This is a genomic window from Shewanella maritima, from assembly GCF_004295345.1.
GTDB classification, from domain to species: Bacteria; Pseudomonadota; Gammaproteobacteria; order Enterobacterales; family Shewanellaceae; genus Shewanella; species Shewanella maritima.
Map to the genome: position 1 here is coordinate 3,711,389 of NZ_CP036200.1, position 19,137 is coordinate 3,730,525.

Annotated in this window: 17 protein-coding genes; 6 read left to right on the plus strand and 11 right to left on the minus strand. The window is 46.0% G+C overall.

Going from position 1 to position 19,137, the window contains the following annotated elements; genetic code table 11:
- The first annotated feature begins 42 nt into the window (after window positions 1–42).
- A complete protein-coding gene (locus tag EXU30_RS15725; RefSeq protein WP_130601611.1) occupies window positions 43–741 on the plus strand; it encodes a SapC family protein in 699 nt (232 codons plus the stop codon).
- A 140-nt stretch (window positions 742–881) separates the two neighbouring features.
- Here EXU30_RS15725 and EXU30_RS15730 read toward each other — a convergent pair whose 3' ends face one another.
- Both EXU30_RS15730 and EXU30_RS15735 read right to left on the minus strand, forming a co-directional pair.
- Complete coding sequence (locus EXU30_RS15730; RefSeq protein ID WP_130601613.1) at window positions 882–1,370, minus strand: hypothetical protein; 489 nt, start codon at window positions 1,368–1,370, stop codon at window positions 882–884.
- A gap of 14 nt (window positions 1,371–1,384) precedes the next feature.
- Window positions 1,385–2,194: a cytochrome c3 family protein gene (locus EXU30_RS15735; RefSeq protein ID WP_130601615.1), complete on the minus strand. Its 810-nt coding sequence runs from the start codon at window positions 2,192–2,194 to the stop codon at window positions 1,385–1,387.
- 413 nt (window positions 2,195–2,607) lie between these two features.
- Here EXU30_RS15735 and EXU30_RS15740 point away from each other — a divergent pair, with 413 nt between their 5' ends.
- Together EXU30_RS15740 and EXU30_RS15745 are read left to right on the plus strand one after the other, a co-directional pair.
- The gene (locus EXU30_RS15740; RefSeq protein ID WP_130601617.1) at window positions 2,608–3,357 is read left to right on the plus strand and encodes a winged helix-turn-helix domain-containing protein; all 750 of its coding nucleotides are present in this window, start codon (window positions 2,608–2,610) and stop codon (window positions 3,355–3,357) included.
- A complete protein-coding gene (locus EXU30_RS15745) occupies window positions 3,350–3,874 on the plus strand; it encodes a hypothetical protein (RefSeq protein WP_130601619.1) in 525 nt (174 codons plus the stop codon). Before EXU30_RS15740 ends, EXU30_RS15745 begins: the two co-directional genes overlap by 8 nt.
- Window positions 3,875–3,972: 98 nt before the next feature.
- On the opposite strand, the gene EXU30_RS15750 is transcribed toward EXU30_RS15745, so the two are convergent.
- The 8 genes from EXU30_RS15750 to EXU30_RS15785 form a co-directional block, all read right to left on the minus strand.
- Window positions 3,973–4,629 (minus strand): CoA transferase subunit B, encoded by a 657-nt coding sequence (locus EXU30_RS15750; protein ID WP_130601621.1) that lies wholly within the window; start codon window positions 4,627–4,629, stop codon window positions 3,973–3,975.
- A 13-nt stretch (window positions 4,630–4,642) separates the two neighbouring features.
- Window positions 4,643–5,347: a CoA transferase subunit A gene (locus tag EXU30_RS15755; protein WP_130601623.1), complete on the minus strand. Its 705-nt coding sequence runs from the start codon at window positions 5,345–5,347 to the stop codon at window positions 4,643–4,645.
- Between the two features lie 74 nt (window positions 5,348–5,421).
- On the minus strand, window positions 5,422–6,309 hold the full coding sequence (locus EXU30_RS15760; RefSeq protein ID WP_130601625.1) for a hydroxymethylglutaryl-CoA lyase: 888 nt from the start codon (window positions 6,307–6,309) through the stop codon (window positions 5,422–5,424).
- Window positions 6,310–8,334 carry an acetyl/propionyl/methylcrotonyl-CoA carboxylase subunit alpha gene (locus EXU30_RS15765; RefSeq protein WP_130601627.1) on the minus strand — a complete coding sequence of 675 codons (2,025 nt, stop codon included), beginning with the start codon at window positions 8,332–8,334 and terminating at the stop codon, window positions 6,310–6,312.
- Window positions 8,334–9,164, minus strand: coding sequence for an enoyl-CoA hydratase-related protein (locus EXU30_RS15770; protein ID WP_130601629.1), 831 nt, complete (start codon window positions 9,162–9,164; stop codon window positions 8,334–8,336). Before EXU30_RS15770 ends, EXU30_RS15765 begins: the two co-directional genes overlap by 1 nt.
- Before the next feature lie 7 nt (window positions 9,165–9,171).
- Window positions 9,172–10,779: a carboxyl transferase domain-containing protein gene (locus tag EXU30_RS15775; RefSeq protein WP_130601631.1), complete on the minus strand. Its 1,608-nt coding sequence runs from the start codon at window positions 10,777–10,779 to the stop codon at window positions 9,172–9,174.
- Between the two features lie 242 nt (window positions 10,780–11,021).
- Entirely contained in the window at window positions 11,022–12,191 is a 1,170-nt protein-coding gene (locus tag EXU30_RS15780) for an isovaleryl-CoA dehydrogenase (protein WP_130601633.1), read from the minus strand.
- Window positions 12,192–12,428: 237 nt separating this feature from the next.
- A complete protein-coding gene (locus EXU30_RS15785; protein ID WP_130601635.1) occupies window positions 12,429–12,827 on the minus strand; it encodes a MerR family transcriptional regulator in 399 nt (132 codons plus the stop codon).
- Window positions 12,828–13,172: 345 nt separating this feature from the next.
- Here EXU30_RS15785 and EXU30_RS15790 point away from each other — a divergent pair, with 345 nt between their 5' ends.
- Both EXU30_RS15790 and gndA read left to right on the plus strand, forming a co-directional pair.
- The gene (locus tag EXU30_RS15790) at window positions 13,173–15,086 is read left to right on the plus strand and encodes a propionyl-CoA synthetase (RefSeq protein WP_130601637.1); all 1,914 of its coding nucleotides are present in this window, start codon (window positions 13,173–13,175) and stop codon (window positions 15,084–15,086) included.
- A gap of 326 nt (window positions 15,087–15,412) precedes the next feature.
- A complete protein-coding gene (gndA, locus tag EXU30_RS15795; RefSeq protein WP_130601639.1) occupies window positions 15,413–16,942 on the plus strand; it encodes an NADP-dependent phosphogluconate dehydrogenase in 1,530 nt (509 codons plus the stop codon).
- 71 nt (window positions 16,943–17,013) lie between these two features.
- Here the strand turns inward: gndA and EXU30_RS15800 are convergent, their stop codons facing one another.
- A complete protein-coding gene (locus EXU30_RS15800) occupies window positions 17,014–17,895 on the minus strand; it encodes a 1,4-dihydroxy-2-naphthoate polyprenyltransferase (protein ID WP_130603548.1) in 882 nt (293 codons plus the stop codon).
- Window positions 17,896–18,256: 361 nt separating this feature from the next.
- On the opposite strand from EXU30_RS15800, the gene tesB reads away from it, so the two are divergent.
- The gene (gene tesB, locus EXU30_RS15805; RefSeq protein ID WP_130601641.1) at window positions 18,257–19,126 is read left to right on the plus strand and encodes an acyl-CoA thioesterase II; all 870 of its coding nucleotides are present in this window, start codon (window positions 18,257–18,259) and stop codon (window positions 19,124–19,126) included.
- The last annotated feature ends 11 nt before the right edge of the window (window positions 19,127–19,137 follow it).

Consider the following 19,137-nt stretch of genomic DNA (forward strand, 5'->3'; position numbering starts at 1 on the left):
ATGTCCTACATTTGATGATTAAGTGCTATTACAGGAGTAAAAATGGCTAACCAAATTACATTATTAGACCATGCTAAACATGGCGAACTAAAAATTACTAACACTGATTTCGCCCACGTAGCTGATCAACACATTGTGCCTATTTCACTACATGAAATTTCTCGTGCAGCCATTGAGTATCCTGTGGTATTTGTTAAAAATGCAGAGTCTGGTGAGTTCCAGTCTGTGGTTATGCTAGGTCTAAAACCAGGTCAAAACCTGAGTGTTAAAGACGGTAAGTGGCAAGGCCTTTACGTACCTGCTGTTATTCGTGACTATCCACTAGGTCTAGTACTTAACCCAGAAGTGAAAGACAAAGTTTGGATTGGTATTCGTGAAGAAGCTAAAGAAGTGAGCAAAGACGAGGGTCAGCCACTATTTGAAGGCGAGAAAGAAACGCCGTTCTTAGAAGCACGTAAAAAAGCGCTAATTGAGCACTTCGAGCAAGATCAAGCTACTCGCAATATTCTTGGTTTCCTAGGCGAAAAAGAGCTACTGAAGAGCCAAGCTATCACTGTTGAAGTAAACGGTGAAAAGCGCAATATCAACGGTTTATACATCATTGATGAAGCTAAACTAAACGATCTTTCTGACGAAGATTTCCTAGAGCTACGTAAGCGCGGTCTACTAGCACCTATCTATGGTCACCTAACGTCAATGAATCAAATCAACCGTTTAGCTCGCACTGAAGCTATGGGTTAATGGTTGCGCTGCTGGGTTCTCATTGAGAATTCGTTAAGCAAATAAAAAGAAGCCGGTTTCAACTGTGAAACCGGCTTTTTAATACCTGGAGGCAATGGGTGATGAATGGACCCTAGACCAGGTTTTTCAGGACGTACTTATTATAAAAATCCATAGTCCAAGTTAGCTTTAGCGCCTTGAACCTCAATGGCGACTTTAAAGTTCTCTACATCTGATTGCCAATCAACATCATCCAGTGTTAGCAGGTAAGTCCCCGATTGCAGCTCTTTTACGCTTAGTTCGCAATCTTGTTGCTCAATACATTTACCCTCATAGGTTTGGTGCCAGGCAAGTTCATATTTAACCGAATGCGCTGAGTCATTTGGGTAACCCATTAACAATAAGTTGAACTCAGTTGCACCGGTTATCGCAAGGTCGTCATCGCCCGTGAGCTTAACCGTAATTTCGCCTTGTTTAGGTAAGCTTGTGACCAGGCCAACCTTGATAGTGTTGGTTTCATCAATCGCAATTGTGGTGACAGGCTCAGGTGTTGGCACCTCTGGCTCTTCGATAACATCATCATCACTGTTACAGGCCGTTATCCCGCTAACGCATGCACCGATCAGCAACAAATAAATTAACTTTTTCATTTGTCTTCTCCTTGTTAGTGGCCGCCATGGCAGGTGTCACATGCCATATTGGTTTTCACACTAGGTGCAAAGGTCGAGCTTGAAGTGTGACAGCTCTGACAGCTTTCAACAGTGCTTGAGATTGGGTGAGCATCAACCGCTTGACCGTCAAAGGCATCGTTGAGCATAGAAACCACTTCATAAACTACAGAAGCAGATAGTTGTTTACAGCGCATGCCTTTCTCGCTGAATGATTTGCCATTCTCACGCGCCCATAAGCTGATAGATGAGTGACACAAAATACTGTTTGCTTTGGTTGGCGTACCAACTTGTTCAAGCGTTGTTGCTTTATCTTCACCAATACCAGCTAGGAATTCATCAGTTTGAATTGGCAAGGCTGTATTTTCGTAGTAGCGCATGGTTTGTCCGAGCAAGACATTAGCAGGTTCGCCATTAACTGACAGCAAATTCATCAACATAGCGGTGGCGTTAATATTACCGCAAACCGTGCCTTCGCCTAGCATGCCTGCATAGCCATAGTGCGCCATTGCGGTAGGCACTTGAGCAAATTTGTCGGCATCAGCAGAGCTTGACTCTGCAAGGCTTGCGATAATGCTGTCGAACACCTGGAACATACAGCCATTACCTGTCTCGTAAGCACGTTTTGCTACTGCCATTGGATCAAGTTTTGCGTAGGCTAAGCGAGTACCTACTTCGAGTTTCCACTCACCTGTGTTGTTAGTTACTGCGGCCAAAACAGGATTGGCGAGTATTGCGCCACCTGCTGCCGCTGACGAAATACCAATAATACGACCAAGTGCTTGTCTTCTATTTAAGGTGTCCATAAGTACGCTCTCCACTGTTTTTGTCATCATTTTTATTAAGCTGATTTCACTACTAACTGGCTGTCGTTACAGCGTGTGGCTAGTGGTTGATAAATCAGCTTTGTTACTGGGTTAATTAGATGATGGCAGGTTGTGAAAACCAAAATGGGATCTTGGTCATAGTAATTTTGCACTTGAAAAAGCTGCTCTATTAGATTTTTCTGTTGAATTAATGTGCTACTTAATTGTTAGGTTTTAGCTTTTAATTCCAATAATTTATTGTTGTGCGATATGTAATCTCAATTACTGGGTTTTACAGCAAAATTTACATGATTTTTAGTGTGATTGAACTCACAAACCCTTGAGTTGGCAGGTGTTAATCTGTAACCGCGAAGTGACTAAGTAGTAAATAGCTTGAGGTAGGTTGGAGCAATATGAGGTTAGATGATTTTGAATTAGACCTGAGTAACAGCTTACTGATCAATAGCCAAACTCAGCAGCAATATCACCTCACAAGAACCGAGTTGCAAGTGCTTGAGCAGTTAGCTTTGCATGCCAATCAAGTGATGACTAAAGGTCAGTTAGCGTGTGCAGGCTCAGGCGAGCCTGTAATGAGTGAGTCTGCCGTGGCCAAGGCGGTTTTTACGTTGCGAAAGCACCTTGGTGAGCATTATGAAAACATCATCGAAACCGTACCTAAGCAAGGGTATCGTTTAAACCTGCGTGAGCAGTCTCCAGAGTGGCTGCAAAAGCGTAAGAAGCACCTGTTAGTACTCGGCGTTGGTATACTCGTATCACTCATCGTGCTGATGATGAGTATTGCTGGTATGCATAAGTACATCTGGTTTGAGCAGGCAAAATCTCCGGTAAAACAAAGTCGTAACGTCACCTTGGAGAGTCAGGAGCTGCTACATTTGGTTTGGTTAACATCTCCAAAAGCTTCTTCCGATCAAATTGACCATATGGAGCGCAGTATTCTTAGTGCATTGAATAAATGCGCTGAAGTTCAATGGCGGTACGTATACCTAGCGATTTCTAATGATATGCAAGTGCTCAATATTTCGATGGAAGGTGTCGACGATGATGGACATTCCCACGTAAGGAATATTAAAACCAGCGACTTCTCTCTTGCCCCGACCTACATATCATCCTTATGGCTAGAGGAGGTATCGCTCTGTGGTTAGTAAGAATCAGTGGATAGCAATTGTCCTTACGTTGGCGTGTGTTATTGGCGTGATAGTATACCAGCACCTTAAAGCGACCGAAGTCTATATCGTGCTGTCTTGTCGCAATGAGCTGGTGGCAAGTGACCCAGATTCGGGGCTATTGCAAAAGCATGGTTTAATCGCTGATTTTACCCTGCAGAATCGCTCAGCAAGCATTAGCTATCGCTACTTTACTCATGCTGGACTTCCGATTGCTACCCTGCATTTACAAGGTGACATACTCAGCGCTCATAAGGCAAAAGATGTGTATGTTCTTAACCTGGTTCATAGTGAGCTAGTGCGTCATCATCCAAGTATCGAGCTGCCGCAACATGCTAATCATCTGCAGGCTTTTGCTAATCGTAATATTGATAAACAAGGCGTGCACAATCTAACGATCAGAATATTAAAAACCATGGATAAGCAAGATCTTGCACTGTTGTACTTTCTGCCGAGCACTAACATTTGTGCCTGTAATTTGGTGAAGATGCGTTAGGTGAGATAACCTAAAAATATACGAGACTGAATATAGAAAATGCGAGCAGTGCTCGCATTTTTTGTTTGAATTGACAGTGGCGTGCTGTCAAAACTCGACTAGAACACCATCTCAGGTACGTTGTCTGGTACTACTAGCTTGCCTGCTGTTTTGGCTTTGATTTCTTCAACGCTCACACCTGGTGCGCGCTCAAGTAGATGGAATGCACCGTCTTTAATTTCTAAAAACGCCAGGTCTGTCATCACACGTTTGATACAGCCGAAACCTGTGAGTGGTAACTCACACTGTGGCAGTAGCTTAGAGTTACCTTTCTTGTCGGCATGCATCATGGTGACAATGATGTTGTCTGCGCCCGCAACCAAATCCATTGCACCGCCCATGCCTTTAATTAGCTTGCCTGGGATCATCCATGAGGCGATTGAGCCATTTACGTCGACTTCAAATGCGCCCAGCACGGTTAGATCAACATGACCGCCGCGGATCATGGCAAAGCTCTCTGCCGATGAGAAAAATGATGCGCCATCTACCGCTGTTACGGTTTGCTTACCTGCATTAATGAGGTCTGCATCAATGGTGTCTTCGGTTGGGAATTCGCCCATACCCAGTAAACCATTTTCTGATTGCAGCATAACGTTCATGCCCTCTGGTACATAGTTAGCCACAAGCGTTGGAATACCAATACCTAGGTTAACGTAGTAACCGTCTTGCAGCTCTTTTGCTACACGTTGAGCAAGTTGTTCTCTTGTAAGTGCCATGTGCTTGCTCTCCTTATTCTGCTGCTTTTACGGTGCGTTGTTCGATGCGTTTTTCAAAGTTGGCTTTGATTAAACGGTCAACGTAAATGCCCGGTGTGTGGATATGATTAGGGTCTAACTCACCCGGCTGAACAATTTCTTCCACTTCAACTACTGTGATTTTACCGGCGGTGGCCATCATAGGGTTAAAGTTGGCGGCGGTTTTACGAAATACCAGATTACCCATGGTATCGGCTTTCCAGGCTCTGACTAGCGCAAAATCAGCGGTTAGTGACTCTTCAAGAACATAGTTACGGCCTTTGATTTCGCGAGTTTCTTTACCTTCAGCGACCGGTGTACCGTAGCCTGTAGCGGTGAAGAAGGCGGGAATACCAGCGCCGCCAGCACGGATTTTCTCAGCGAGTGTACCTTGAGGCGTTAAAATCACGTTGAGCTCACCCGATAGCATTTGCTGTTCAAAGGTGGCGTTCTCACCTACATACGAGGCGATCATGGTTGAGATCTGACGCTGTTGTAGCAGCAAACCTAAGCCAAAATCATCAACACCAGCATTGTTTGAGATAGCGGTTAGTCCACTTACGCCCATGGTCACCATGTGGTTGATTAAGCCTTCTGGGATACCGCATAAACCAAATCCACCTACCATGATGGTCATGTCGTTACTTAAGCCTGCTAAGGCTTCCTCATAGGAGTGGACTACCTTGTTGAATCCAGCCATGTGTTTATCCTTTTCTTTTGTTTTCATTACTCGCAAAAACGGCAAGTAACGGCAAATTGTTTGTGCTTTCAGATCTAGAGTAGGGCGTTAGCGACTTTCGAGCCGTTTGCTCTACCAAGAACCTGACTAATAGCGTGACCTGCTTTAGCGAGTTTTGTCAGGTCGATACCTGTTTCTATGCCCATGCCATTAAGCATATAAACCACATCTTCGGTGGCAAGATTGCCTGAGGCCCCTTTAGCGTAAGGGCAGCCACCCAGTCCTGCTACCGATGCGTCAATGACGCTGACACCGGTTTCTAAACAAGCAAGAATATTGGCAAGCGCTTGACCATAGGTGTCGTGAAAGTGCAGCGCAAGCTTATCTACAGGTACCTGTTTTGCCACAGTTTCCACCATTCTACGGGCCTTTACTGGCGTGCCAACGCCTATGGTGTCGCCGAGTGATATTTCGTAACAGCCCATGTTGTAAAGGATGGCAGACACGCGAGCCACTTCAGCTACATCTATGTCGCCCTCGTACGGGCAGCCAAGCACACAAGACACATAACCTCGCACTGGAATATTTAGCGATTTTGCTTTTTCCATCAAAGGGATAAAGCGCTCGATTGATTCTTCAATCGAGCAGTTAATATTCTTCTGGCTAAAGCTTTGTGAAGCGGCACCAAATATTGCCACCTCATCAACGCCTGCATCGAGGGCAAGCTCGAAACCTTTTAAATTTGGTGTTAGGGCGCTGTATTTCACGCCTTGTTTGCGTGTAATTGACTTGATGACCTCGCTAGAGTCAGCCATTTGTGGCACCCATTTAGGTGACACAAAGCTGCCGGCTTCGATGCGGTTAATACCAGCATCGGCTAGATTTTCAATCAGCTGTACTTTGGCGTTACTCGATACGGGCACTTCATTTTGCAGACCGTCACGGGCGCCAACTTCAAAGATACTGACTTTATTTGGCAACATTTAGCTTTCCTCGGCGTTTGGTGTCACATCCAGTAGCTGCGCACCATCAGAGACTAACTCGCCACTTTGAAAGTAAAACTCGCTTACCGTGCCGTCGTAGGGCGCTTCGATGGTGTATTCCATCTTCATGGCTTCCATTACCAGCAGACCTTGGCCTTCGGTAACGCTATCTCCCACTTGAACTAAATGGGTGACGACAGTGCCATTCATTGGCGCTTTGAGCTTTTCTGCGCTGTCGACGGTATCTTGAGTGAGCTCAGCTACTACAGATTTAAACTGATAGCTGCCAGATGCTAAAAACAGAGTTAGCTCGTCAATCTGCTCGTTTTGTTGAGTAGAGACTGCCACTTTCATCTTGTGACCGTTTATTTCGCCGTGGAGCATGCCATCAACAATCTCGCCGCTTAGTTTCAACGCTTGACCATTTAAGCCAAGGTGAAGGGCATGGCCGAGATCGGTTAACACTAAATCGTGCTGATTATGGTTATCTTGTGCATCAAGTAACGACACATAATGCACTGCAGCGCTGTTGAGTCTAAACCCACTGACTTGATTCCAAGGTGAGTATGGGTCGTGGCTATTTATCGCATTTAGTTTGGCAACTTGCTGGCGCTTTAACACCTGGTACAAGGCGGCTAGGGCAATCGCGTTGTCAGCTTCGTTATGAACTTGACCAATCAAGGTGTCGCCGTAACGGTCAATAAAGTCGGTGCTAAAGTCTGCATCAACAAATGCTTGATGCTCAGCGATGTTAGTCAGAAACTCGATGTTATGTTTAAGGCCGCTGATTTGATATTCGCTTAGTGAGTGGCTTAGGCGCTGTAATGCGCGCGGGCGCGACTCATCCCAAACGATCAATTTAGCGATCATCGGGTCGTAAAAGTTACTGATGACATCGTTTTCACGAATGCCGCTGTCGATGCGCACATAGCGGTTTTGATCAGGCTCGCGCAAATAGTTGAGCTTACCTGAAGCTGGTAAGAACTCGTTATGAGGGTCTTCAGCGTAAATACGAGCTTCAAATGAGTGACCATGAATGGTGACTTCATCTTGCTTTAGCGGTAGCTCACCGCCACTAGCCACAACCAGTTGCCACTTAACCAGATCTTGACCTGTGACCAGCTCTGTAACCGGGTGCTCTACCTGCAGGCGGGTGTTCATTTCCATGAAGTAGAAGCTATCGTCAGTATCTAACAAGAACTCGACTGTGCCTGCACCTTCATAGTTAATCGCTTTAGCAGCTGCGACTGCAGCTTCACCCATTTGCTTGCGCAGTGCGTCGCTTAAACCTGGCGCAGGCGCTTCCTCAACTACCTTTTGGTGACGGCGCTGAATAGAGCAGTCGCGATCAGACAGATAAATGGTATTGCCAGCTTTGTCGGCAAACACTTGAACTTCAACATGGCGAGGCTGGCGCAGGTAGCGCTCCATCAATAGTTTATCGTTACCAAATGATGATGCAGCTTCACGGCGAGCCGAGTTAATTGCATCTAGCACTTCACCTTGGCTTTCGACAATACGCATGCCTTTACCGCCGCCACCAAAGGCCGCTTTAATCAGCATTGGGAAGCCAACTTTTTCAGCCTCTGCGAGTAATACTGCATCGCTTTGGTCATCACCGTGATAACCAGGCACTAGCGGTACATTGGCGTTGCCCATGATTTCTTTAGCAGCACTTTTGCTACCCATTGCATCGATAGCATCGCTACTTGGGCCAATAAACTCGATGCCATTTTGCTCACACAGAGAGGCAAACTCAGCATTTTCAGACAAGAAACCATAACCCGGGTGGATGGCTTGCGCGCCTGACTGTTTGGCGATTTCAATAATGACGTCGCCTTTGAGGTAAGACTCAGCTGGGGCACTGCCACCTAGATAAAATGATTCATCGGCCATGGCAACATGGCGGGCATCTCGGTCTGCATCTGAATATAGGGCAACGGTGCGAATGCCCATTTTGTTGGCAGTTTGAATAATACGGCAGGCAATTTCACCGCGGTTAGCAATAAGGATTTTGGTAAACATTATTTGGCTCCTTGCGGCTTATTGCCTGATAGCTGCCAGTTTGGCATACGCTTTTCAAAGAATGCATTGAGACCTTCCTGGCCTTCATCTGAGACGCGGATTTTGGCGATTTGCTCACTGGTGTAATTAAGTGTGTTTTGGTCGATAACGCCATCTTCAAGTTTGGCAACCAGGGTTTTCACCCACGCCATGCCTTGTGGACTATTTGCTTTAAAGGCGTCGATAAAGGGTTTAGCTGCCGCTTCTAGGTCATCATTAATCTCATGGATAACTTGATGGCTTAGTGCGGTTTGTGCGTCAAAGCGCTCAGCTGTGAGCATATAGCGGCGAGCTTGACGATTACCCATGGCGCGCACCACGTAAGGGCTGATCACAGCGGGAATAAGTCCGAGTTTAACTTCGCTTAAACAAAAGCTGGCGCGGCTATTAGCAATAGCGATATCGCAGCAGCAAATAAGCCCTAGTGCACCGCCAAATGCGGCGCCGTTAACCAGTGCAATTGTTGGCTTGGGAAATTTATCTAGTACATGCATGAGTTTAGCAAGCTGATTGGCATCGCTAAGATTTTGCTCAAAGTCCATTTGCGCTTGTTTGCGCATCCAGTTGAGATCGGCCCCGGCGCTAAAGTTTTTGCCATTAGCTTTTAGCATTAGCATTTGGCAGGCATCATCAGCGGCGAATGCTTCAATGGCTGTAATCATCTCAGCGATCATGACTTCATCAAAGGCGTTGTGCTTTTCAGCGCGGTCGAGAATTAACTCACCAACCCCTTGATTTAGCTGACACTCAATATGCTCAAAGCTTGGATTTATTTTTGTCATAGTTGTCATCCTCAGCTTACATGCGGAACACACCAAACTTGGTGTCTTCAATTGGGGCATTAAGTGCGGCAGATAAAGCCAAACCTACAACGTCACGGGTTTGTGCTGGGTCGATGATGCCATCGTCCCACAAACGTGCGCTGGCATGATATGGGTGGCCTTCTTTGTCGTATTGCTCAACAATTGGCGCGCGGAATTTGGCTTCATCTTCGCTTGACCAGTCCTGACCTTTGCGTGCTAAACCGTCACGGCGTACGGTTGCAAGTACGCCAGCGGCTTGCTCGCCGCCCATGACTGAGATTCGAGCATTTGGCCACATCCACATCATGGTAGGGTCGAATGCGCGGCCACACATACCATAGTTACCTGCGCCATAACTGCCACCAATAATGACGGTAAATTTAGGCACGCTGGCACAAGAAACTGCGGTCACCATCTTAGCGCCGTGCTTGGCAATGCCTTCATGCTCGTATTTTTTACCCACCATAAAACCGGTGATATTTTGCAAGAACAATAGCGGCACTTTGCGCTGACAACATAGCTCGATAAAGTGAGCGCCTTTTTGTGCCGACTCTGAGAACAAGATGCCATTGTTAGCGACAATACCCACTGGATAGCCATGAATACGTGCAAACCCACAAACCAGAGTGTTGCCATAGTTGGCTTTAAACTCATCAAAGTCTGAGTCGTCAACTAGGCGGGCAATGACTTCTTTAACATCAAACGGTTTCTTTAAGTCAGTGCCAACAATGCCGTATAGCTCGTTGATGTCATACTTTGGTGGTTTTACTGCACTAAGCTGCGCCGCAATTTGTTTTTGATGATTTAGGCGGGCAATCGATTTACGCGCAAGCTCAAGTGCGTGCTCGTCATTTTGCGCCATGTGATCGGCAACACCTGAAATCTTGGTATGTACCTCTGCGCCGCCAAGCTCTTCTGCTGATACTTCTTCACCAGTTGCAGCCTTAACAAGTGGCGGCCCAGCTAAGAAGATGGTGCCTTGCTCTTTCACAATAATTGACTCGTCTGCCATCGCTGGTACGTATGCGCCACCTGCGGTGCAAAGTCCCATAACCACAGCCACCTGCGGAATACCTTTAGCCGACATTTGCGCCTGATTAAAGAAGATACGACCAAAATGATCTCTATCTGGGAATACTTCATCTTGGCGTGGCAAGTTAGCGCCGCCTGAGTCCACCAGATAAATACAAGGAAGATGACAGCGATGCGCAATATCTTGCGCGCGCAGGTGTTTTTTCACAGTCAGTGGATAGTAGGTGCCGCCTTTTACGGTCGCATCGTTTGCGATAATCATGCACTCAACGCCGCTAACACGGCCGATACCCGCAATTACACCTGCTGCTGGGACTGCCTCGTCGTACACTTCAAATGCAGCGAATTGTGAGATTTCTAAAAATGGCGAGCCAGCATCAAGCAGCTTTTCTACGCGCTGGCGTGGTAGCAGCTTGCCACGAGACAAATGGCGCTCGCAGGCAACGGGGCCACCACCTTGTTCGATTTGGCTGAGTTTTAGTTTTAGGTCATCGACAAGTGCAACCATGCCATCAGACTTGGCTTTAAACTCATCACTGCGGGCATTAATACGGCTAGTTAATTGCGTCACAACTCATATCCTTTATGAAGCAAGTGCTGCGAGCACGTGACCAAGTGGAAAGGGGAAGTCCTAGTCACGCGCCGCATTGCACTTATATGTGGCTAATGCAGTATGTGGCAGCGGTTACCGCTGCTTCTATTTATTGGTTTTGAATTAGTACTTGTATTGGTACTTCTATTTGTACTAATTGGGGCACTCATTTCACGTGCATCCTAACAAGTGCATGTGAACGAGTGCCTGGTTCTATGCGCTTACTTAGATTCGTTAAATAGCTCTCGGCCAATCAGCATACGGCGAATTTCTGATGTGCCTGCGCCAATTTCATAAAGCTTGGCATCACGCAATAGGCGCCCTGTAGCGTACTCATTGATGTAGCCATTACCGCCTAATAGCTGAATAGCATCGAGCGCCATTTTGGTGGCTAGCTCTGCGCTGTATAAAATGGCGCCAGCAGCGTCTTTACGGGTGGTTTCACCGCGGTCACATGCTTGAGCTACGTTGTAAACATAGGCTTTAGCTGCATTCATACCCGTGTACATGTCAGCGAGTTTGCCTTGTACCAGTTGGAATTGACCAATAGATTTACCGAACTGCTCACGCTCATGAATGTATGGCACGACTATGTCCATACAAGCATTCATAATGCCTAGCGGACCACCAGACAGCACAACGCGCTCATAATCTAAGCCGCTCATCAGCACTTTAACGCCATTGTTTAGGCCGCCTAGAATGTTCTCTTCTGGTACTTCACAATCTTCAAATACCAGCTCACAGGTGTTTGAGCCGCGCATGCCGAGCTTGTCTAGCTTTTGCGCTGTGCTAAAGCCTTTAAAGGTTTTCTCAATAATGAATGCGGTTATGCCGTGTGGGCCTTTGTCGAGGTCGGTTTTGGCGTAAACAACCAGGGTATCGGCATCAGGACCGTTAGTGATCCACATTTTGTTGCCATTTAGAATGTATTTGTCGCCTTGTTTGCGGGCAAATAACTTCATTGATACCACATCAGAACCCGCATTAGGCTCGCTCATCGCAAGTGCGCCAATATGCTCACCGCTAATAAGTTTTGGTAGGTACTTGGCTCTTTGCTCGTCGTTGCCGTTGCGGTTAATTTGGTTTACACATAGATTTGAGTGGGCGCCATAGCTTAGGCCGATAGAAGCAGAAGCCCGTGAAACTTCTTCCATAGCGACAACATGCGCTAAGTAGCCCATGCCTGCTCCGCCAAACTCTTCTGGGACAGTCACACCAAGCAAGCCCATTTCACCTAGCTTTGGCCACATGTGATTCGGAAAGGCATTTTGCTGGTCAACTTGCTCTGCAATTGGCGCGATTTCGTTGCTAGCAAAGCTGGCTACGGCGTCGCGCAGCATGTCGATATCTTCACCTAAACCGAAGTTTAGGCTTGAGTATAGTGATGTCATTGCTTGTGTCCTGTTGAAAGTGTACTGCTTTTGTTAGTACTTAATTTATTTGTAGTTTTAGTTGAGGGCTTCGCTCTTTGGTGGCGTTTAGCCCTATTTTGTCATTGTTTTTTATTGTTATCTTTTAACGCTATTTGTTGTCTAAATATTTGGTGTTAAGGGTCTTACTAAGGTGTCTTTAATGAGCACTTTTATTGGTTACTTTTCTACCCGTTTTTATCTTTTTGCTGTTGCTGTCTATTTACTCGCAGTCTCTAAGGCATCACGACATTGCTGCTCTGCTGAGTTCAGCTCCATCAATACCACTTTAATGTCGTCCATTTGCTGCTGCAGCGCGGCTTTCTTTTCATGTACTAGTTCGAGCATGGTGTTTAGCTGAGTCGTACTGGTCTTGTCGGCATCGTAAAGTTCAAACAAGCGGCGCGTTTCAGCCAGTGAGAAGCCAAGACGTTTACCACGTAGAATGAGTTTTAGACGTACTCTATCTTTCAGACTGTAAATTCGCGTTTGCCCGCGACGTTTTGGCTTGATCAAGCCTTGGTCTTCGTAGAAACGAATACTACGAGTGGTGATATCAAACTCTTTTGATAAGTCACTTATGGAATAGGTCGATTGCTGGGAAATGCTTGTACTCATCAGGGCACCAAAAATGTTTCTTTTGATGCAAGATATATGAAGTTTACGTAAAGGTAAAGTTTGCACAGGAGTTTGTGTTGTGCAAGTGTTAATTCAAGTTGCCAGTTAAACAGTGCTCTAAGATAAAGCTCTTATTAATTAATATATTGCGGCTAATTTCAAATTGAAGTTAAGTGGTATTTAGTACTTGCTGATGTATGAATTCAGGCAATAGTGTACTGTCTTATCCCTAAGTCTAATAGGGTTAATGGTTGAAATTTGCTCATAATCAGTTACTAAGCGAAGTCAAAATTCAAAGTGTTAAGTCATGAGTTTATTAATTCTGCAGTAGATTAGGTGGTGAGCATGGATCAAGGATTAGAGTTACATACCCGCTCAATTGAGCAACCAGAAGCGTTTTGGGGTGAAGCTGCCAAATTAATAGATTGGCAACGCAATGCCGAGCAGGTGCTGAATTCATCCGCTGCGCCGTTATATCGCTGGTTTAGCGGCGGAGCCTTAAACACTTGCTATAACGCCGTTGATCGTCACGTAGAAGCAGGGCGTGGTGAACAGATTGCAATTGAGTATGTGAGTCCTGTTACTGGACATAATCGCTCTATTAATTACTTGAGCTTGCAAAAACAAGTGGCGCGTCTGGCCGGATTGCTTAAATCATTGGGTGTGGAGAAGGGGGACCGAGTTGTCATCTATATGCCTATGGTGCCAGAAACAGCCTTTGCTATGTTGGCTTGTGCTCGTATCGGTGCGATTCACTCTGTAGTGTTTGGCGGTTTTGCTGCCAATGAGCTGGCTACGCGGATAAATGATGCTAAACCTAAAGTTGTGTTAAGTGCCTCTTGCGGCATTGAGCCTTCTGGCGTAGTGGCTTACAAGCCATTATTGGATGATGCGCTAGCGCAAGCTAGTCACAAGGTTGATAACTGCGTGATTTTGGCGCGGCCGCAATATCAGTGTGAGTTAACTGATGGGCGTGACCTTGATTGGTATAGCGCTGTTGCTGACGCACCCGAAGCAGAGTGTGAAGTCATTGCCGCTACAGACCCGTTATATATTCTTTATACCTCAGGTACTACTGGCACACCCAAAGGCGTGGTGCGCGATAATGGCGGTCACGCTGTAGCGCTTGCCTGGTCAATGAGCCATATCTATAACATTGAAGCGGGTGATGTATTTTGGGCAGCGTCTGATGTTGGCTGGGTTGTGGGTCACTCTTACATCGTATACGGGCCGTTATTGGTGGGGGCGACCACGTTGTTGTATGAGGGTAAACCTGTAGGTACGCCTGATGCAGGTGCGTTCTGGCAAACCATTGCCAAGTATAAGGTCAAAAGCTTCTTTACTGCGCCTACGGCTATACGTGCAATTAAGCGTGAAGATCCAGATGGTGAGTTGATTAAACCGTATGACCTATCTTGCCTTGGGCAAGTGTTCTTAGCTGGAGAACGTTGCGATCCAGATACGCTTGAGTGGTGTCAAAGCAAGCTTGATAAACCTGTGATTGATCATTGGTGGCAAACCGAAACCGGTTGGCCTGTTGCTGCAAATCTGATGGGTGTTGCGCCTTTGCCGGTTAAGCCAGGCTCGCCGGCGCGAGCTGTACCGGGTTATCAAGTCGAGGTACTTGATGCTATGGGTGAACAAGTTGGCGCAAATGAGACTGGCAATGTGGTGATAAAACTGCCATTGCCGCCGGGCACTTTGCCAACATTGTGGCAAAACGATCAACGTTATCAAGATAGCTATTTAAGCATGTATGACGGCTATTACTTAACTGGTGATGCGGGCTACATAGATGAAGATGGCTATCTTTATATTATGAGCCGTATTGATGACATCATTAATGTCGCCGGGCATAGGCTGTCTACTGGTCGCTTTGAAGAGGTCTTGTGTCAGCATGATTCAGTCGCTGAAGCTGCGGTTATTGGCGTAAGCGATAAATTGAAAGGGCAGCTGCCGTTAGGTTTAGTGGTGTTAAAAGCAGGCGCAAGAGCCGATCACGATGTTTTATATAAAGAGCTATTAACTTTGGTTCGCTCTGAAATCGGCCCTGTGGCTGCATTTAAACTAGTAAGCGCGGTGCCTAAACTGCCTAAAACGCGCTCAGGCAAAATCTTACGCGCCACCATGCGTAAGATAGCTGACAATCAGGACTACAAAATGCCAGCGACGATTGAAGACCCGCAAACCTTAGATATAGTGCAAAACACCTTAACGCGAATGGGGTATAGCAAGGCGCTGACTCAAGCGGTAAGTTAATCAAAGCGTAGCGCATATAAAGCCGTTGCTGCATTAACTGTTGCAACGGCTTTTTAAAAAGTTTTAAGTGGGTACAAGAGGCGATGGTGCTCTATCTATGCGCTATCGTATTAATTTGGTGTGAGATTTTTACACCGATTTCAAACACCTTTCTCAAGTCGATTTGACGCTATTATCATCATTTGTAAAACAGATATATCGCTACAGATTACAATTGTTAGTGAGATGCATTATCGCTGGTAATTTAGTTACCAAAATCGCTATAATTGCGCCCCATTATAGAGTGCCCTAGAGGCATCACCCTCTGACCTGCGGAAAATAATCGAATGAATACCCACGCCCAAATGTCAAATATCGGGGTTATCGGCCTCGGTGTAATGGGAAAAAATCTCGCGCTTAATATCGCTGATAACGGCTACCACGTTGCAGTTTTTGACCTTGATCATCAAAAGGTTATCGCCACAGTTGAGCAAGAACAAGCCGAACGTTTGGCAGACAAAGCGCCGCGCATGTTAGCTTGTAATAATATTTCAGAAATGCTCAATAATTTGGCTACTCCGAGAGTAATTGTGCTGTCTGTACCAGCTGGTGCTCCGGTTGATGGCGTGTGCCAAAGCTTAATTGAGGCAGGCATCGAGCCACAAGATATTGTGGTTGATACAGGTAACAGCTTATGGACCGATACGGTTGAGCGTGAGAAAAACTATCGCAGCCAATTCAAGTTCTTTAGCTCTGCGGTATCGGGCGGGGAAGTCGGTGCACGCTTTGGTCCATCGTTAATGCCAAGTGGCGATGAATCAGCATGGAAATATGTCGCACCCGTTTGGAGTGCAATTGCAGCTAAGGTCGATGCTGAAACAGGTTTACCGATAGAGCGTTTTGAGCCAGGTAACCCTGTGACTCAAGGTGAGCCATGTACTGCCTACATTGGACCTGCAGGTTCAGGCCATTATGTGAAAATGGTGCACAATGGCATTGAGTACGCCGACATGCAGCTTATCTGCGAAGCATACCAGCTATTAAGTGAAGCTATAGGCTTATCGGCCCAGCAGGTAGGTGATATCTTCAAGCGTTGGAACCAAGGTAGTTTAAATAGCTACTTAATGGGAATTAGTGCTGAAGTATTGCAGCAGCAAGACCCGCTAACGGGTAAGCCGCTGGTGGAAATGATCCTTGATAAAGCAGGGCAAAAGGGCACCGGCTTGTGGACTGCAGTAAGCAGCTTACAAATTGGCTGCCCTGCACCAACTATTGCTGAAGCTGTATATGCGCGCGCTGTGAGCACTCAAAAAGACTTACGCGTACAACTGCAACATAAGCTTGCTGGCCCGCAAGAGCTATCGCTAACAGATAGTGAAAAAGCAGAGTTTATCGACAACCTTGAAGCTGCACTGTATTGCGCCAAAGTAAGTTGTTATGCACAAGGGTTCCAGCTAATGGCAATGAATGCCAAAGAGCAAGGCTGGACGCTAAACTTCGCTGAGATTGCAAAAATCTGGCGTGCAGGCTGTATTATCCGCGCAACCTTCTTACAGTCTATTACCAAGGCTTATCAACAAGACCCGCAACTAGCTAACTTGCTAATGGCTGACTCGTTCAATCAAACCATTGCTGAAAAACACCTAGGTTGGCGTAAAACCGTTGCGCAAGCTGTAATGGCAGGTATTCCTGCGCCGTGTATTAGTTCAGCGCTGGCTTATTACGACAGCTACCGCTGTGAAACATTGCCTGCAAACTTGCTTCAAGGTCAACGTGACTTCTTTGGTGCTCATACATTTGAGCGTACCGATAAGCCAGCGGGTGAGAAGTATCATCTAGACTGGAGCGCGCCGCAACGAACCTTATCTAAGCTGTAATCGATTAGATGATATTTAAATAAAAAACGCCTCGAAAATCGAGGCGTTTTTTATAGGTATTCTAATTTCGGTTAATGACCAATAGTGAAGGCTAACCCTACACTAAATAAGGCGCTGAACGTCATAGTGAGTTTGGCTGTTTGCCCAAGTATTGGGTTAAGTGCTTCGCCAGTATTATCTTGAAATGCCTGACTTAGGTTGCGGGCAATAATCAGTGAAACCCCGGCTAGCAGCACGGGTAAGCCTTTTAAATAACCTAAAAAGAAGCCGCCAATGATAATGGCAAATGGCAGGTACACTAGGCTTTGGTAAAGTACTTTCGCTTGCGCTTCACCAATTCTCACGGCCAGCGTGTTTTTACCTGCTTTAGTATCAGTATTAATGTCGCGAGTGTTGTTCACCAGCATGATCGCGGCATTAAAAAAGCCAATAGCGCTACCCAGTAACCAGGCGCTGAGGCTGGTGGTGCCTACTTGCAAGTAATAGCTGCCTACCACGGCAACCAAACCGAAAAACACAAATGCTGCGACTTCGCCTAAGCCATGTGATGCCAATGGGTAAGGGCCGCCACTGTAGCAAAGTGCACCAAGCATGGACGCTGCTGCCAAAATCGCAATCGGCCAGCCGCCATGAATAATAAGATAAAAACCCACAGCAAATGCGAGCAATAGGGTAATAATCATACCGTTGCGCACCGCTGTTGGAGACAACATGCCGCTTTGAGTTACCCGGGTTGGGCCAAGACGCTCATCGGTGTCGATGCCGTTTTTAAAGTCAAAATAGTCATTGGCGAGGTTGACTGATATTTGCAGTAGCACACCACAAAGCATAGATATGGTGGCAATAAACCAACTAAATTGCTCAAGCTCAATTGCGAGCATGTTACCGATTAATAAAGGGCCAATCGCCGCAGGCAAAGTGCGCGGGCGAATAGCAAGAAGCCAAGGTTGAATCATTTACGCATAAGAAAGATGAGTGAATATTAGTCGTTATAATAACAAAATATTGTCTTGTTTGCTTTGATGAAATAGTGCGCTTTATCACCAATTGTTAATTGAGGTTTATCCTATACCAATCAGTACAAGTATGTGATCATTCTTACTAGTTACTTCTTATTGATTAAGAAGGCTTATAACTTCGTTAAAAATTTTATAGGTAGAGCAACTAGCTGCAATTTCTGCCTTGTTCTAAGCGATTTTTCCCGCGTAACCTCTGCTCACACATTTATCCTAATTGGTATATCCGCATCAGAATGGGAATATCCCTATGATTAAGGTAATCTTAGCGGATAAGTCTATATTAATAGGATCAAAAATGAGCCAAGTACTCAATAACTTATTAACCATGCTTGATTTGGAGCAAATTGAAGTTGGGTTGTTTCGCGGGCAAACCGAGGATATAGGTTTTGGTCATTTGTTTGGCGGGCACATCATGGCGCAGGCGATGATCGCGGCTAAAAATACTGTCGATCCCAGTCGTAATATTCATTCTTTCCATTCTTACTTTTTGCGTGCAGGTGACGAGACTCAACCAATCGTTTATGAAGTTGAAAACATGCGTGATGGTGGAAGTTTTAGCGCAAGACGAGTAAAGGCTATTCAAAAAGGCGTGCCGATTTTCTTTATGTCTTGCTCGTTTCAATCTGAAGAAGCAGGATTTGATCATCAAAGCGAGATGCCGCAAGTGGCGGGGCCTGATGGTTTGTTAAATCAACAAGAGCTTGCTATGACGCTGCGAGATAAAATACCGCCGCATGTGTTAGAAAAGTTTGTGGCAGATAGCCCGTTTGAGATGCGTTTAGTTGAGCCTGCCGATATTGTGATGCCAAAGCAAACCAAACCTGAGCGTCATGTGTGGGTGCGAGCCAATGGCAATATTCCTAGTGATCACTCAATTCAAGAGTCATTATTGTCCTATGTGTCTGACTTTAACTTCTTAGTGACTGCAGCTCAGCCTCATGGTGTATCCTTCTTAACGCCAGGCATGAAGATGGCAACAATCGATCACGCTATGTGGTTCCACCGTCCATTTAATCTTGATGATTGGTTGCTTTATAGTATTGAGAGTACCAATGCGACTGGCGGTAGAGGTTTTGTAAAAGGTCAGTTCTTTGACCAGCAAGGTAACCTGGTAGCTTCGGCAACCCAGGAAGGTTTAATGCGAATGACAAACAGGGGAAAATAGCGTGAGAACTG

Bases quoted from the DNA above. Each gene is read 5' to 3' on its own strand.
- EXU30_RS15760 (WP_130601625.1), bottom strand. From the start codon at position 6,309: ATGTTGCCAAATAAAGTCAGTATCTTTGAAGTTGGCGCCCGTGACGGT.
- EXU30_RS15740 (WP_130601617.1), top strand. From the start codon at position 2,608: ATGAGGTTAGATGATTTTGAATTAGACCTGAGTAACAGCTTACTGATC.
- tesB (WP_130601641.1), top strand. From the start codon at position 18,257: ATGAGCCAAGTACTCAATAACTTATTAACCATGCTTGATTTGGAGCAA.
- EXU30_RS15735 (WP_130601615.1), bottom strand. From the start codon at position 2,194: ATGGACACCTTAAATAGAAGACAAGCACTTGGTCGTATTATTGGTATT.
- EXU30_RS15725 (WP_130601611.1), top strand. From the start codon at position 43: ATGGCTAACCAAATTACATTATTAGACCATGCTAAACATGGCGAACTA.
- EXU30_RS15770 (WP_130601629.1), bottom strand. From the start codon at position 9,164: ATGACAACTATGACAAAAATAAATCCAAGCTTTGAGCATATTGAGTGT.
- EXU30_RS15780 (WP_130601633.1), bottom strand. From the start codon at position 12,191: ATGACATCACTATACTCAAGCCTAAACTTCGGTTTAGGTGAAGATATC.
- EXU30_RS15785 (WP_130601635.1), bottom strand. From the start codon at position 12,827: ATGAGTACAAGCATTTCCCAGCAATCGACCTATTCCATAAGTGACTTA.
- EXU30_RS15730 (WP_130601613.1), bottom strand. From the start codon at position 1,370: ATGAAAAAGTTAATTTATTTGTTGCTGATCGGTGCATGCGTTAGCGGG.
- EXU30_RS15750 (WP_130601621.1), bottom strand. From the start codon at position 4,629: ATGGCACTTACAAGAGAACAACTTGCTCAACGTGTAGCAAAAGAGCTG.
- EXU30_RS15765 (WP_130601627.1), bottom strand. From the start codon at position 8,334: ATGTTTACCAAAATCCTTATTGCTAACCGCGGTGAAATTGCCTGCCGT.
- EXU30_RS15755 (WP_130601623.1), bottom strand. From the start codon at position 5,347: ATGGCTGGATTCAACAAGGTAGTCCACTCCTATGAGGAAGCCTTAGCA.
- EXU30_RS15790 (WP_130601637.1), top strand. From the start codon at position 13,173: ATGGATCAAGGATTAGAGTTACATACCCGCTCAATTGAGCAACCAGAA.
- gndA (WP_130601639.1), top strand. From the start codon at position 15,413: ATGAATACCCACGCCCAAATGTCAAATATCGGGGTTATCGGCCTCGGT.